The sequence below is a fragment of the Meiothermus sp. genome (assembly GCF_026004075.1).
Lineage (GTDB): Bacteria > Deinococcota > Deinococci > Deinococcales > Thermaceae > Meiothermus.
In genome coordinates this window covers 538,173-553,605 of record NZ_BPIK01000001.1, presented here as the reverse complement: position 1 = coordinate 553,605, position 15,433 = coordinate 538,173, and the positions used below count along the sequence as shown (strand labels likewise).

General features: G+C 62.2%; 12 protein-coding genes. 5 read left to right on the top strand and 7 right to left on the bottom strand.

The genetic code is table 11. From position 1 onward, the window contains the following. Window positions 1-84: 84 nt before the first annotated feature. The 5 genes from Q0X18_RS02640 to erpA form a co-directional block, all read right to left on the bottom strand. On the bottom strand, window positions 85-1,302 hold the full coding sequence (locus Q0X18_RS02640; protein WP_297558172.1) for an ABC transporter permease: 1,218 nt from the start codon (window positions 1,300-1,302) through the stop codon (window positions 85-87). An 8-nt stretch (window positions 1,303-1,310) separates the two neighbouring features. Next, entirely contained in the window at window positions 1,311-2,321 is a 1,011-nt protein-coding gene (locus Q0X18_RS02635) for an ABC transporter permease (protein WP_297558169.1), read from the bottom strand. A gap of 258 nt (window positions 2,322-2,579) precedes the next feature. Next, complete coding sequence (locus Q0X18_RS02630; protein WP_297558167.1) at window positions 2,580-4,427, bottom strand: peptide ABC transporter substrate-binding protein; 1,848 nt, start codon at window positions 4,425-4,427, stop codon at window positions 2,580-2,582. 181 nt (window positions 4,428-4,608) lie between these two features. Beyond that, window positions 4,609-6,483, bottom strand: a complete 1,875-nt coding sequence (locus Q0X18_RS02625; RefSeq protein WP_297558164.1) for a peptide ABC transporter substrate-binding protein — start codon at window positions 6,481-6,483, stop codon at window positions 4,609-4,611. A gap of 342 nt (window positions 6,484-6,825) precedes the next feature. Next, complete coding sequence (erpA, locus tag Q0X18_RS02620; protein WP_297558162.1) at window positions 6,826-7,233, bottom strand: iron-sulfur cluster insertion protein ErpA; 408 nt, start codon at window positions 7,231-7,233, stop codon at window positions 6,826-6,828. Between the two features lie 70 nt (window positions 7,234-7,303). Between erpA and Q0X18_RS02615 the strand changes: the two genes are divergently transcribed. From Q0X18_RS02615 to Q0X18_RS02595, 5 genes are all read left to right on the top strand, one after another. Next, on the top strand, window positions 7,304-8,443 hold the full coding sequence (locus Q0X18_RS02615) for a Xaa-Pro peptidase family protein (RefSeq protein ID WP_297558160.1): 1,140 nt from the start codon (window positions 7,304-7,306) through the stop codon (window positions 8,441-8,443). 109 nt (window positions 8,444-8,552) lie between these two features. After that, window positions 8,553-9,494 carry a ribose-phosphate pyrophosphokinase gene (locus tag Q0X18_RS02610; protein ID WP_297558158.1) on the top strand — a complete coding sequence of 314 codons (942 nt, stop codon included), beginning with the start codon at window positions 8,553-8,555 and terminating at the stop codon, window positions 9,492-9,494. A gap of 65 nt (window positions 9,495-9,559) precedes the next feature. Continuing rightward, the gene (locus Q0X18_RS02605; RefSeq protein ID WP_297558155.1) at window positions 9,560-10,192 is read left to right on the top strand and encodes a ferritin-like domain-containing protein; all 633 of its coding nucleotides are present in this window, start codon (window positions 9,560-9,562) and stop codon (window positions 10,190-10,192) included. 9 nt (window positions 10,193-10,201) lie between these two features. After that, complete coding sequence (locus tag Q0X18_RS02600) at window positions 10,202-10,705, top strand: CHRD domain-containing protein (RefSeq protein WP_297558153.1); 504 nt, start codon at window positions 10,202-10,204, stop codon at window positions 10,703-10,705. A gap of 11 nt (window positions 10,706-10,716) precedes the next feature. Then, window positions 10,717-11,610: a ferritin-like domain-containing protein gene (locus Q0X18_RS02595; RefSeq protein ID WP_297558150.1), complete on the top strand. Its 894-nt coding sequence runs from the start codon at window positions 10,717-10,719 to the stop codon at window positions 11,608-11,610. 179 nt (window positions 11,611-11,789) lie between these two features. Here the strand turns inward: Q0X18_RS02595 and purF are convergent, their stop codons facing one another. Together purF and purL are read right to left on the bottom strand one after the other, a co-directional pair. Further along, window positions 11,790-13,187, bottom strand: a complete 1,398-nt coding sequence (gene purF / locus Q0X18_RS02590) for an amidophosphoribosyltransferase (protein WP_297562923.1) — start codon at window positions 13,185-13,187, stop codon at window positions 11,790-11,792. Then, window positions 13,187-15,391 carry a phosphoribosylformylglycinamidine synthase subunit PurL gene (gene purL, locus Q0X18_RS02585; protein WP_297558147.1) on the bottom strand — a complete coding sequence of 735 codons (2,205 nt, stop codon included), beginning with the start codon at window positions 15,389-15,391 and terminating at the stop codon, window positions 13,187-13,189. The genes purF and purL overlap by 1 nt, the downstream gene beginning before the upstream one ends. Window positions 15,392-15,433 lie beyond the last annotated feature (42 nt).

The window sequence follows — 15,433 nt, the reverse complement described above, 5'->3', positions numbered from 1 at the left end:
AATACCGCTCTTCAGGGCATGATTCGATCCAAAAACAAAAAATCGGCAGGGCTGCCTTACCCTGCCGATTTCACGTGCGTAGTCTTAGAGGCGGCTGCGCGGGTCGAGGGCGTCCCGCAGCCCATCACCCAGGTAGTTGAAGGCCAGTACCGTCAGGAAGATCATGAAGCCCGGCGCCAGGGCCAGCCAGGGTGCAGTAAAGATGTACTCCTGGGCCTTGGTGAGCATGTTACCCCAGGTCGCTACGGGCGGTTGAATTCCAAACCCCAGGAACGAAAGCGCGGCTTCGGTCAGAATAGCCCCCCCGATTGCCAGGGTAGCGTTTACAATCAGCGGCGCCAGGGTATTGGGCACCAGGTGTCGGAACATGATACGGGCCTCCCCAGCCCCCAGGGCCTGGGCCGCGGTAGTGAAGTCCTGTTCTCGCAGGCTCAGCACCGCCCCCCGAATCAGACGTCCTGTTCCGATCCAACCAAACAGCACGATGATGGTAATGATAATGAACACTGAAGCCGATTCCCCAAACACACCCTGCGCCCACTGACCTACCACCCCCTGGGTATCCCGCAAGAGCGCCGAGAGCACCAACAATAGGGGCAGCTCGGGAATGGTCAGCATAAAGTCCATAAAACGCGAGATGACCACGTCCAGGTCGATCTTGCCCTGACCAAACAGACCCCAGCCCCCAACGAGCAGCACCAAGCCCCACATAAGAATCAAGCCCAGCAACGAAAGCACATTGTTAAAGGTGGCGGTGCCCGCAAACAGGGCTTGAATGTTCGCACCCGACAGCGTCCAAGCCAGATCGGCAGCCAGAAACAGTAAGCCGTACAGGAGGAACCATGAGACTATCCGCCACACCGCAAAGGGCCACGGGTTCCAACCATCGGCCACTTTAGCCAGAGGCCCCACATAAAAGCGCAGGGGTCGGCCCGAGAAGTAGCCCGCAATGACCCCCAGGGTAGTACCCAGCAAAGCCGCAGCAAAGGCGGCCACAAAGCCCACCAAGAGCGATATGCGGGCACCGTAAATGATGCGGGAAAGCACGTCCCGGCCCAGTTCATCGGTGCCCAGCCAATGTTCGCGAGTTGGCCCCAGGAAGTAGAAGTCGGCCAGGTTTTCGCCCGTCGGTTGAGCCGTGGGGCTGTAAGGCGCAATCCATGGAGCAAAAATCGCCATCAACACCAGGGCGATTACAACTCCCAGGGAAAACATGGCAGCATTGTGCTTGCGGAAGCGGCGCCAGGCCAGCGCCCACGTGGATTGGGATTTTGGTTTAGAAGCAGTTGCAACAGCAGCCATAAAGCCCCCTAACTATAGCGGATGCGGGGATCTACCACCGCATACATCAAGTCGGCCAGTAGGTTGAAAACAGCCGTCAGTAAGGCCAGAAAAGCCAGCGCTGCCATTGCTACGTTATAGTCTTTCTCTATTAGAGAGTCCAAGATAGCCCGTCCCATGCCGGGGTATGAGAAGATCGTTTCGGTAATAACCGCCCCTCCAAAAACACCCGGGATCGCCAGACCCACCAGCGTCACGATGGGGATAAGGGCGTTGCGTAGGGCGTGCTTATAGAGCACGATGCGCTCGTTCAGGCCTTTGGCTCGAGCCGTGCGTACATAGTCCTGGTTCAGAACCTCGAGCAAACTCGCCCGCATATAGCGCGTCCAGGCAGCCATCTGGATGGTGGAGAGGGCCAGCACTGGCAGCACCAGCTTGAAAGCCCAGTCGCCGATGAACTGGAAGAAGGTGATCTCGCCGTTGAGCACCTGTGACCACTGGAAGTCGGAGATGCTCTGCACCGGGAACTTGGGGAACCACGGTACCCGCTCCGGCAACCACACTGCAAAAACGAACAGCAGCAAGATGCCCAGGAAGAAAATTGGCATCGAGAAGCCCACGAACGAGAAGAAGGTGATTATGTAGTCGGCTCGGCTGTACTGCCTTACCGCCGAGAAAATGCCCACCGGTATGGCTATCAGCAAGGCCAGGGTAAGCGCCGCCCCGGACAGAATCAGCGTGCGCGGCAAGCGCTGACCAAAAATAATCTGCCCAGCCGGCGAAGCGTAGGTGCGCGACTGACCAAAGTCGCCCTGAATAGCCCGCCCCAGCCACTTGAAATAGCGCACATGCAGGGGCTGATCCAGGCCGTAGGCACGGCGTAGCTGCTCGAGCTGCTCGGCAGTGATCCGTGGGTTCTGCTGGCGTAGCTCGTCCAGCGGATCTCCGGGTTGTAGGGCCAACAAGGTGAAAATCACTACAGAGGCTGCAAACAACAGTGGAATCATTTGCAGCAGTCGGCGAACCGTGTAAGCAAACACGCCCTACATAATACTGTTTCAAGATGTCTTGTGAATGCATGTTCCGGGTTTTCAAAGCCCGCCATCAACCGGGCAAGATAGTACGTTTTACCGTCCAGGACGTGCTTGTTGCGTCCTTTGGCTGGCTTATCCACCAATCGATGGATGCGTGCAGTCTGCAAAAGCCATTGCAGCATGCCGCCTTTACCATGCACCAGCCCTGATTCAAGTAAAAAGATGCCCCCTGAGCGGGGACATCTTTTAGGCTAAAAACCGCGCCTACTTGATGGGCTGGCCGTACTTGGCCTGGTCGTAAACCTTCTGGGCTCCGCGCGACTGCCAGCCGATGAGCCAGGGCTCGATGGTCGGGTAGGCCGAGTTAGCAAAGGTCGAGGAGACATAGTTGAGCAGGCCCACCTTGTACACGCGCGCATCGGACTGGAAGTACAGCGGGATCATCGCCACTTCATTGGCCCAGATCTCCTGCATACGGGCAAACAACTGCTTGCGCCGATTTACATCGAACTCGGTGACCGCCTGGTTGCGCAAACGGTCGTACTCCTCGTTGCACCAGCCGCCAAAGTTGAGACCGCGGAAGCCGTTTTCGCGAGTGGGAACATAGACCACCTTCCCCTCCTCGTCGCGGCAGGCCGAACGCACCCCATCATCGGCCTGGCCCATACTGAAGGCAAAGTGCAGGAAGCCTGTCCAGGTGCCTTCTTGGGCCCTGGCCCGATACTGCGCTCCGAGTACAACTGCGCTGGGTGCGTTGTTAATGCGCACCGCAATCCCCACCTGGCGGTAGTTCTCCGCCACAAACTGCTGGATGCGCTCGCGCACCTGGTTGCCGGCAGTGGTGGCCCACTCGATTTCAAAACGCACGGTGCGACCATCCACGGTGCGCTGCAGAATGCCGTCGGGCCCCGGCCGCCAACCCAGTTCGGCCAGGAGTTGGCGGGCCCGTTCCGGGTTGTAGGGGTATTTGGCGACGTTGGGGTTAAACATGGGGTTTCTTGGAGAAACCCAGGTGGGGGCCACCGTGTACAGCCCATCAAAGAAGGCCTTGGTAATGCCCTCACGGTTCATGGCATAGATCAGGGCCTGGCGTGTCTTGACGTTATCCAGCATCAGGTCGCGCACCCGCTGCACGTTGGTGAACTGGTTAATTTCCAGGTGCTCAAAAAATGGCGTTTCCACCGCCCATATTTCAAAGCGGCCCGGTGCGCGGCTGGTGAGCTGCTTGCTGCGGCCCTGGTCGAAGGAAATCGAGACGCTCGAGGCCGCATCAATTCCTCCCCCCAGAATGGCCACCAGGAGCGAGTTGGTGTTCTGGATGATACGGTAGATTACCCGCTGCACATACTTGTCTTCGCCGCCTGGGGGCTTGATCCAGAAGCGAGGGTTGCGCTGCATCTCGATACTGCTACCGGGCACCCAGCGGGTCAGGGTAAAAGGGCCCGAGTAGACCATCCGGCCACTGTTCAGGTACTGCGGGGTGGAAAACTGGGTAAAGAAGTTGCGGAAAATCTCGGCCTGCCGCGCGGCATCGGTGGTCTGGGCTGCCGCAGCTTTGGCCCTGTCCCACTCGGCACGCATGATGTGGCTGGGGGCATAGTAGACCTGGTTGATGTCCAGATCGTAGAAGTAGGCCGGCTCGAGGGTCACCGTAAAGTTGCGGGCATCCCGTACCCGCAGGGTAGCCCGGTCGAAGAAGTCGACATTGGTAGAGGGCACGCCCCTGGTCTTGCCCATTTCAAAGTACAGGGCCACATCGTCGGTGGTGATGGGACGCCCGTCCGACCAGACCGCATCGGGCCGGATGGTGTAGTCGAGCTCGAGGCGCCTTACCCCAGGCCGGACATTGGTAAATCGCAAGCGCCCGTTTTGTTGCGTGGGCACCTCCGTCACCACCACCGGGATCATATTCAGATCGCGGGTGGTTTGCACAATGGGAGCAAACAGAAAGTTCTCGATTTCGAACTTGATGGACTGGTTGGAGATGGCATTCACCACATCTCCCGCCAGTACCCTGGGCTCCTGAGCTGCTCCAATAATCAGGCTGTTGTCCTGAGGGCCTGCCAGCGTCAGTCCGCCCAAAACCATTAGCGCAATGAGCTTACGTTTCATCGCTCCTCCTCATTAGCCAGTCTTTGGCTGGGCCTGATTGTATTGTTCGTAGGGCAATTTGTGTAGACGCTTGACGACCTGTCTTTATACATGTATCCAGCAAGCCATTCATTCTGCGATCAGGGTCTCTAAAGGGCAAAACCAGGGGGATCCCCCTGGTTTTGCTGCCTTTGAGTGGGTTTTACTTGATGGCAATACCGCCGGCCTGGGCTTGGTCGTGGCGCTTGACAGCCCCACGGCTGGCCCAGCCAATCTCCCAGGAGTTCCACCCGGGGTAGCCGTTGCCGCCCGAGTAGGTCGAGGCCACGTAGTTGACCAGACCGGTGCGCACCACCAGGAAGTTGGAGCGGAAGCGCAAGGGCAGGGCAGGCAGTTCCTCGGCCCAGATCTCCTGGGCACGGGCAAAGAGCTGCTTGCGGCGGGCTTCGTCGAACTCGAGCACGCCCTGGCTGGTCAGGCGGTCGAATTCCTCGTTGCGCCAGTTGCCGATGTTCTGGCCGGCATAGTTGTTATCCTTGGTGGGAATCTGCACCGCACCGGTGTTGAGGTTCTTGTGCTGGAAGAGGCTGCCATCTTCGGCCAGGCTGCTCACCCAAGCGAACATGAACATCAGCCACTTACCTTCCTCAGCCCGCTGGATGAAGTCGTCGGCGAAGACCACCGCGCTGGGAGCGTTGGCTGTTTTGACGGCAATGCCCACCTGACGCCACTGCTCGATGAAGAGCTGTTGGGTACGCTCGCGAATGGCGTTGCCAGCGGTAGTTACCCACTCGATCTCAAAGCGCACCGTACGGCCATCCACCGTGCGTTGCAGGATGCCGTCCGGGCCAGGGCGCCAGCCCACCTGGGCCAGCAGCTCGCGGGCACGGGCCGGGTTGTACTCGTACTTCTTCACGTTGGGGTTAAAGAGCGGGTTGGAAGGCGCCACCCAGGTGTGGGAAACCGGCTCGGCCCCATCGAAGAAGGCCTGCACCCAGGCGTCACGGTTGATGGCGTGCAACAGGGCCTGGCGGGTGCGCTTGTCGTCCAGGGTCAGGTCGCGCACGCGCTGCACGTTGGTGAACTTGTTGATATCGATGTGCTCCCAGATGGCACCCGGAATGGCCCAGATATCGAAGCGACCCGGCGCACGGCTGGTGAGCTGCTTGCTGCGGGCCTGGTCGGCCGAGATACCCACAGTGGAGGTCGCGTCAATGCCACCGCCCAGAATGGCTACTAGGAGCGAGTTGGTGTTCTGGATGATGCGGTAGATTACGCGCTGCACGTACTTATCGGCACCGCCCTGGGGCACAATAGCGTTGAAGTTGGGGTTGCGCACCAGCTCGATGGAGCTGTTGGAGACCCAACGCTGCACCTTAAAGGGGCCGCTGTAGACCATGCGCCCGGCGTTGATGGCCTGGTTCGAGCTGAACTGCTGGAAGAAGTTGCGGTACAGCTCGTTCAGGCGCTGGGCATCACGGTCGGGGTTGAGGGGAGCCGCAGCCGCCTTGACCCTCTCCCACTCGGGGCCCATCTTGTGCACCGGCGCGTACCCGATGGGCGAACCATAGGTATCGTAGTAGTAGGCCGGCTCAAAGACCACGGTCATGTTTTGCTTGTCGCGCACCCGCAGGCTAACCCGCTCCCAGTAGTCCGGGTTGAGCACAGCCATACCCTTGGCCTTGCCCACTTCGTAGAAGAAGGCGAAGTCGTCGGTGTCCAGGGGATCGCCATCCGACCAACGCAGGTTGGGCTTCAGAGTGATATCGATCTCCAGACGGCGTTTGCCCCCACCGATATCGGTTACCCGCAGGCGGCGGTTAGCCAGCGTCGGCACCTCGGTAGCCAGCACTGCCTCGTTCTCAGCCTTCAGGTTTTGCACGATCAGGGGCGCGAAGAGGTAGTTTTCGATCTCGGTCTTGATGGACTGGTTGGAGATCACGCTTAGGAAGTCGCCTCCCAGCACCCGCGGCTCTTGGGAAGCCCCAATCACCAGGCTGTTGTCGGCTGGGCCCGCCAGCGCTGCACCGGCCACCAAGGTTAGACCAAGTGCAACAATCTTGCTATAACGATTCATCTAGCCTCCTTTGGGATTCTGCGTTACTGCAGAATCGTTTAACTATGGCATTTTGCCGTCCCTATTATAGCCATCCTATTCAACCCGTCAAATAACGCTTGAGTGAGCTGTAGGTATCCGGGGCTTGAGCGTCTATTTAGTCTGGTACGCCAATCTAACCATTTGAGCAAAACTCATCCACCAACTGATGGATAGATGCTCCATCGCACCGCTGATAAAGCTTGGGTCGTCCTGCGGCCAGGTATCTGGTTTTAGCCCGCCCCGGGTTTGATACATGGTGATAGCACGCAAAACGCCCGCCGTTTGCGGCGGGCGGTGAGGTGGGGTGCGGGCTGTTGGGCGTCAACCACTGCAGCAGCCACCGCTACCCTCGCTCGCGGGAGCCTTAGCCCCATCGGTGCGGAATGAGTGCCCACAGCCACATGAAGAGGTAGCGTTGGGATTATTTACGCTAAAGCCACCGCCCATAAGGTTTTCGACCCAGTCTACCTGGGAACCTGCCAACAACGGCAGAGACATGCGATCAATCACCAGGCGCACCCCGTGCATTTCCACGACGGTGTCGCCCTCGAGCTGCCGCTCATCCACCGCCATACCGTACTGATAGCCACTACAACCGCCGGATTTAATGAACACCCGGATCGCCGCATCGGGTTTGTTATAGCGGTGGAGAATCTCCTTGGCGCGTTCAGCCGCCAGGGGCGTAATGGAAAGCACCGTCTGCTCCTGAACCACAAACAACCTCCTCATCCAAGACTAGCACTTCAGCCAAGCTAAAACGTAAGCAAGAGCACCCCAGACCGCCCGGTAGTATGTACGCATGGACATTGCCAAAGCCCAAGGAGCCTTGCAAGAAGCCCGCATCCCCGGTTGGTTGCTCTACAGTTTTCAGGGGAGCAACATTCTGGCCCTGGAAGCTCTGGGGCTACAGGGACTTATGCTTAGCCGCCGCTTTGCCTATCTGATACCAGCCTACGGCGAACTCATCTTTATCGTTCATGCCATCGAAAAGACCAGTTTTCCCAACCTCCCGGGCCGGTGGGTGGTGTTCTCGAGCTACCAGCAGTTTGTGCAAGCCTTGCAAACGTATGTAGCCCCACTGGGCCGCATTGCTATGGAGTATCACCCTGGCGGGGGGATTCCTTACCTCTCGCGCATCGACGCTGGAACCCTGGAGCTGCTGCGGGGTATGGGCCTCGAGGTGGTTTCCTCGGCGGAAATCCTGTTGCAGTTCCAAACCTGGACGCCTGCCGACCTGGCCGCTCATAAGCGCGCGGCCGCGGGGATCGAGGCCGCTCTGGAACACGCCCTGGGTTTTGTACGAAATCGGCTCGACCACCCCCCAAGCGAGCTCGAGGTGCAGGCCGAAATCAGCAAGGTGTTTGCCTCCAGAGGACTGGTATTCGATCATCCCCCCATGGTGGCCTACGGCCCCAACGCCGCCAATCCCCACCACACCGTGGGGGAAAGCCGGCTGGAGCGGGGTCAGGTGATGCTGATTGACCTGTGGTGCAAAGAACCCGGCGGCCCCTACGCCGACGTAACCTGGATGGCCGGTTGGGATGTACCCGAAGAGGTTCACCGTGCCTGGGCGGTGGTGCGCGACGCGCGGAACGCGGCGCTCGAGTTCTGCCGACAGGCCTATGCCGACGGGCGACAACCCCGGGGGTTCGAACTCGACCGGGCGGCCCGGCAGGTGATCGAGCAGGCTGGCCTGGGGGCCTATGTGCTGCACCGCACCGGCCACCACCTGGGCTTCAGCGCCACCCACGGCAACGGCACCCACCTCGACGACCTCGAGACCCACGATACCCGCCCCCTGATTCCCGGCCTGGCTTTTACCATCGAACCCGGCGTTTATCCCGGCCCATTCGGCATCCGCAGTGAAATTAACGTCTTCCTGCACAAAACAGGCCCCGAGGTGACCACCGGTCTACAACAAGAAATGGAGCAGCTCTAGCAGATACGGGTATGGGGCATTAAGAGCCAAAAAGGCGTTGGGAACTAGATGAAGTTCTGGCTGGCACCTACTGCCCGTATCTCCGGTCGTTGTATGCTTTCAGGCGGTTATGGAACGACCCTTGATGGTGTTTAGCGGACAGTCCAATCTACCCCTGGCCAAAGAAATAGCCGACAACCTGGGGGTTCCTCTTGGTAAGAGCGTTACCGAGCGCTTTGCCAACGACTGTCTCTTCGTTCGATACGAGCAAAGCCTTCGCGAGGGCGATATTTTCATCATTCAATCACTCACGCCCCCGGTGCAGGATCATCTCGTAGAGCTTCTAATGATGATCGACGCGGCCAAAAGCAGCAGCGCGGCCCGCGTCACTGCGGTCATTCCCTACTACGCCTACGCCCGCAGCGACAAAAAAGACGCTCCCCGTATCTCGATTGCGGCAAGGCTGGTCGCCGATCTGATCCAGGCCGCCGGGGCCGACCGGGTGCTGACCATGACGCTTCACTCAGCCCAGGTGCACGGCTTTTTTAAGGTTCCCGTAGACCACCTTTCGGCCGAACCGGTGATTGCCAACTACTTTGCTACCCGTGTAGAAAGGCTAGAAAATGCTGTGGTGGTAGCACCCGACGCTGGCGATATCAAGCGGGCGAGTTCGCTGGCACGCCGTCTGGCCCTGCCGATCGCTTTCATCGATAAGCAGCGGCTTTCCGATACCGAGGTGACCTCGAGGGGGTTGGTGGGTGATGTGCGGGGCAAAACGGCCCTGGTGGTAGATGACGAGGTTTCCACAGCTGGAACCCTGGTGCAGGCCGCCGATTCCCTCATGCAAAATGGCGCGCAGGCTGTCTATGCGGCCTTCACGCACGGAGTGTATGTGGGCCCGGCCATTGACCGGATCGAGAAAGCGCCCATTGCCGAGGTGGCGGCAACCAATACCTGCGCCTACAAGGCCAAGCCCAGCAGCAAAGTCCAGCAGCTCAGTGTGGGGCCCCTTTTCGCCGAGGCCATCTGGCGGATTCACCGGGGGGAATCGGTCTCGAGCCTGTTTACCTAAATGAGCGGTACGGGCCCTTAATCCAAAAACCTCCTCCCCTGCGAATAGCAGGGTGGAGGTGCAAAATGGAACCGCAACCCCAAAATCTGGCCCGTAGGAAGTTCGTTAAGGTCTTGACCGCAGCCGGCCTCTCCACGGCCCTGGCCCATAACCTGGTGGGGCAGGCCCTGGCCCAGTCGCAAAACGTGAGCGACCTGGATGTGCTCAACCTGGCCCTCACGGCCGAGTACCTGGCTACCGATGCCTACACCCGCGCCCTCACGGTGAGCTTCCCCAGCGAGATCCGGGACTACCTGGCCGAAGCCCTGAAGCACGAGGAGGCCCACGTCAAGGCCCTGACCGACACCATCCGGGGCCCCTTCAACGCCATGCCCGTGGCCCGTCCGCAGTTTACCTACGGCGATCTGCAGTTCAACGCGGCCAACCGGCTGAAAGTACTGGAAACCCTGGTGGCCCTCGAGACCGCCTTTACCGGGGCCTACCTGGGGGCCATTCCCCTGATTCAGAACAAAGCCGTGCTCTCGGCGGCGGCCAGCATCGCCATGAACGAGGAGGCCCACCTGGCCATCCTGCGCGACGCGGTGCTGACCCTGGGCGGGCGGGTGGAAGGCCCGCAGACCCCGGTGGGCCGGGCGGTGGCCGTCGCCATCACCCCCCAGCAGGTCACTCAGGCTGTGCAGGGCTTTATTCGTAAGTAGGGGGAGTCCATGCAGCGTCGTGCATTTGTAAGCGGCATGGGGGCCAGCCTGCTGTTGCTGGGCCTGGGCAGCGCCCGGGCCCAGGGGATGGGCAGTGCGGTGCGGGCGGTGGTGCTGAGTGGGGCCGAGGTGGTGCCCAACGCGGCCAACACCCCGGCCCTGGCGGTGGTGCGCCTCGAGCTCATGGGTTCCACCCTGAGCATCCAGGGCGCGGTCGCCAACCTGGCCGGGCCCTTCCGCGACTACACCCGCGACCCGGTGGACGACCCGGCGCTGAACGCCCGGCTGACCAGCGCCGTACACCTGCACCGCGGCCCCAAGGGGCAGAACGGCCCCCTGTTGCAGGCCCTCAAGGTGATGCCGGCGTCCGATGGTCGGAGCGCCACCTTTATGGATCGCCTCGAGCTAAGCCTGGACGACCTGAACCGCCTGTACCGGGGAGAACTCTACTTCGATATTCACACCGCGGCCTTCCGGGCGGGCGAGCTGCGCGGACAGATTCAGATTATGTAGGGAGGTAAGCTATGAACCGTAGGGAGATGCTGAAGCAAACTGGGCTGATGGGCACGGGCCTGGTGCTGGGGGGTGTGATGGGAGCCTGCGCCACCACCCCCGGTATGAGCCAGAGCCCCAACCAGGACGTGGCCGTTCTGAATTTCGCCCTCAATCTGGAGTACCTGGAGGCGGCCTTTTACCTGGCTGCGGTGGGGCGCATTAACGAGATCAAAAACATTGGTGGCAACGCCGAGATTCGCCTGCCTTCGGGCTTCGATGGCACCAGCCCAATCGCCGGGATGAGCCCGGATGTGCTCGAGTATGCCCAGGAAATTGCCGAGGACGAGCTGGCCCACGTCAAATTCCTGCGTCAGGCTCTGGGGTCGGCGGCGGTAGACCGCCCGGTGATCGACCTCGACCAGGCTTTCAGGGCTGCTGGCAATGCTGCCAGCAATGGGGCCATCACCAACTTCAATCCCTTTGCCAACGAGCTCTTCTTCATTCACGGGGCCTTTATCTTTGAGGATGTCGGGGTGACCGCGTACAAGGGGGCCGCCAAGCTCATCACCGACAAGAACAATGTATTGGATCCGGCTGCGGGTATTCTGGCTGTAGAGGCTTACCACGCCGGGCTCATCCGGCTGCTGCTGCATGAACGCAAGGACATGATGGTGACCTCGAGCCTCACCGTGGAGCAGGTGGTGCAGGCCATCAGCGACCTGCGCGGCAGCGTGGGTGGGGGCAAGGACGAGGGCATTACCAAGATGAGTAAAGCCAACCTGGTGGCCGCCGACGCCAATGCCGTGGCCTATGGGCGCACCACCAGCGAGGTGCTCAAGATTGTGTATCTCACCAGCAACGCCGGCGTGAGCATGGGGAGCTTCTTCCCCATGGGGCTCAACGGCAGCATCAAGACCACTTGATACCCTTTCCGCTTGAATCCTTCAGCGTTGGACGAGTCAGAGGTGAAGGATTCAAGCCGACCGAAGGGAGTAGAAAAGCATTTCGGTAGTATCGTTTAGGCTTGTCAAAGTGAACGATACTACCGAAATGCGTATGACACCGGTTTCGTGCGACCGGATGGGGGTTCCGCCCGGTTTTTTCAGGCCTGCTCGAGCGCCTCTTTACGCACCTCTTCCTCGGGCTGGCCGGCCGGGTACTGCCCGTTGAAGCAGGCCAGGCAGACCGGCCCTCCAATGGCCTGCCGCACCCCGGACTCGCTCAAAAAAGCCAGTGAGTCGGCCCCGATGAGCTGGCGGATCTGCTCCACCGTGTGCGTCGAGGCCACCAGCTCCTTGCGGGCCGCGGTGTCGATGCCGTAGTAGCAAGGGAACTTGATGGGCGGGGAGGAAATGCGCACGTGCACCTCGGCGGCCCCAGCCTCGCGCAGCAGTTGCACGATGCGCCCGGAGGTGGTGCCCCGCACGATGGAGTCGTCCACCAGCACCACCCGCCGGCCCGCGACCACCGGGGTGGCGGCCAGCTTGAGCCGCACCTTCAGGTCGCGCATCTCCTGGGTGGGCTGAATAAAGGTGCGGCCCGCATAGGGGTTTTTGTGCAGGCCGTAGTCGAAAGGAATCCCCGAGGCCCGGCTGTAGCCGATGGCCGCCCCAATCCCGGAGTCGGGCACCGGCACCACCAGGTCGGCCTGGGCGGGGGCTTCCTGGGCCAGCACCTCGCCCATGCGGATGCGGGCAGGGTGGGTGGCGATGCCGTCCAGGGTTGCATCGGCCCGGGCAAAGTAAATCCATTCGAAGGCGCAGGGGGTGGGGCGGGGCTCGAGCACCTGCATGGAGCGAAGCTCCCCCGACTCCACCCAGACCAGCTCGCCGGGCCGCACGTCGCGCACGAAGCTGGCCCCCATCAGGGCCAGGGCTGGGGGCTCCGAGGCAAACACCCAGCCACCGTTGGACAGCCGCCCGATCACCAGGGGCCGTACCCCGTTGCCGTCGCGCAGCGCCAGCACCGTCTGCCGGTCCATCAGCACCACGCTAAAGCCCCCCGTAAGCTCCCGCATGGCCCGGGCGGTGGCCTCCACCAGGTTGAGCTTGGCGTAGCGGGCGATCAGGTTGATCATCACCTCGGTGTCGTTGGTGGTCTGGAAGACTGCGCCGTGCTCGAGGAGCTGCTGGCGGATATGCAGGGCGTTCACAAAGTTGCCGTTATGAGCGATGGCCAGAATCCCCTTGGAGCTGCGCACGTTGAGGGGCTGGGCGTTGAAGCGCAGGTTGGAACCGGTGGTGGAGTAGCGGGTGTGCCCGATGCCCAGGTTGGCACCCTGGATGCGCAGGCGCTGCATCCGGGCCTCGTCGAAGACCTGGGTAACCAGGCCTAGGTCTTTTTCGATCACCAGATCTTTTCCGTTTGAGACGCAAATTCCCGCGGCTTCCTGCCCCCGGTGCTGCAGGGCGAAGAGCCCCAGTTGCAGTAGCTCGGCCACCGGCAGGGGTTCGGGTGACCACAGGCCCAGAACCCCGCACTCCTCCCGGGGTTTGTCCATCATGGCAACACCTCCCGCAAGGGCGCTTCCCAGGCCTGCCGCAAGGCCGCCAGGGGCCATTCCAGGCGCGCTTTGGGGGTCAGGATGGTGAGGGTTGGCCCCCCCACCTGCCCCAGGATGTGGTAGGGCAGGCCGTGGTTCTCCAGCAGTTTGACCGCTGCCTGCAAGTGGGCCTGGTTCACGCTGAACAGGATGCGGCTGGGGGCTTCCCCGAACAGCACAGCATCGGGCCGGGCCGGGCTGCGCACCTCGAGGGTGGCCCCCAGACCCAGAGGCAGGCACATCTCGGCCAGGGCCACCGCCAGGCCCCCTTCGGCCACGTCGTGCGCGGTTCTGACCCAGCCCCGCCCGATCAGCTCGCGGATGGCGGCCTGGGCCCTGGCCTCCTGGGCCAGATCCAGGGGCGGCGGGCTCCCGGCCTCCTGGCCGTGCACCACCCAGAGGTACTCCGAGGCCCCCAACTGACCCTCCAGCGCGCCGATGAGCACGATAAAATCGCCCGCCCGCTGGAAGCCCTGCTGGGCGCGGTGCTCGAGGTTCTCCAGCAGCCCCACCACCCCCACCATGGGCGTGGGCGGGATGCGGTAGTTGGGCCCTTCGTTGTAGAGCGAGACGTTGCCCGAGACCACCGGCAGCCCCAGGGCCCTCGAGGCCTCCGCCAGGCCCCGGATGGTCTCGGCAAGCTCGAAGTAGCCCTCGAGGGTCTCGGGGTTGCCGCAGTTGAGGCCGTCGGTGTAGGCCAGGGGCCGCCCCCCCACCACGCTCACGTTGCGGGCGGCCTCGGCCAGGGCGTGCATGGCCCCCAGGCGAGGGGAGAGTTTGCTGTAGTGGGGGTTGGCATCCACCTTGACGGCCAGGCCCCGCTGGGTGCCCTTGATGCGCAGGATGGCCGCATCGCCCGAGCCGGGCACCAGCGCGGTGTTGGTGCCCACCTGGTGGTCGTAGCGCTCGTAGATGGGGGCCCGGCTGCACAGGTTGGGCGAGGAGAGCAGCCGGAGCAGAATTTCTTGCAGGTTGGAAGGAACCGGTAGGGTACTCAAGTCCGCCGCCCTCAGCCGGGCGATGGCCGGGTCTTCCTGCCCTTCGCGGGTGTAGGTGGGGCAGTCGGCCAGGGCCGCGGTGGGCACCTCGGCCACCACCTGGCCTGCCTGCACCACCCGGAAGACCGGCTCGGCGATGGTGTGGGCCACCGGGACGGCGTCCAGGCCGTAGCGCGCCGCCAGGGCCTCCAGGGCCTGCTCCTGGCCGGGCCGGGGTACTAGCACCATGCGCTCCTGCGACTCCGAGAGCATCAGCTCGATGGGGTTCATGCCCGCCTCGCGCTGGGGCACCCGGTCGAGGTGGAGCTCGAGGCCCAGCCCCGACTTGTGGGCCAGCTCGGAGAGCGAGGAGGTGAGCCCGGCGGCCCCCATGTCCTGCACCCCTTCGACCAGATCCTGCCGGATGGCTTCCAAGGTCAGCTCCATGGTCAGCTTGCCCAGGAAGGGGTCGCCCACCTGCACGCTGGGCCGTTTGGACTCGCTCTCCTCCGAAAGCTCCTCCGAGGCAAAAGCCGCCCCGCCAATGCCGTCGCGGCCGGTCTTGGAGCCCACGTAGTAGACCGGGCGCCCCAGGGAGGCCCGGCTCCGCTTAAGCTCCTCTACGCGCAACAGGCCCACGCACATGGCGTTTACTAGGGGGTTCTCCTGATAGTCCGGGTGGAAGTAGACCTCGCCCCCCACCGTGGGCACGCCGATGGCGTTGCCGTAGTGGGCGATGCCCTCCACCACCCCCCGCACCAGGTAGCGCGTGCGGGGGTCGTCGGGCCGGCCAAAGCGCAGCGAGTTCAGCAGGGCGATGGGCCGGGCCCCCATGGCCACGATATCGCGGATGATGCCCCCCACCCCGGTGGCCGCGCCCTGCACCGGTTCCACCGCCGAAGGGTGGTTGTGGCTCTCGATTTTGAAGGCCACCGCCCAGCCCTCCCCAATCTCCACCACCCCGGCGTTCTCGCCGGGGCCCTGCAGCACGGCGGGGCCCTCCTTGGGCAGCAGCCGCAGCAGCGGGCGGGAGTTCTTGTAGGAGCAGTGTTCGCTCCACATCACCTTGAACAAGTAGAGCTCGAGCCGGTTGGGCTCGCGCCCAAGCAGGCGCACAATGGCCTGGTACTCACCCAGCGGAATGCCGGTTTCCTGGAGGAGGGAGGGTTGGGTTTCCTGGGTCATAAACCGATAGTCTCTAAAGGCGCAGTCTTCTGGCCCTCGTGC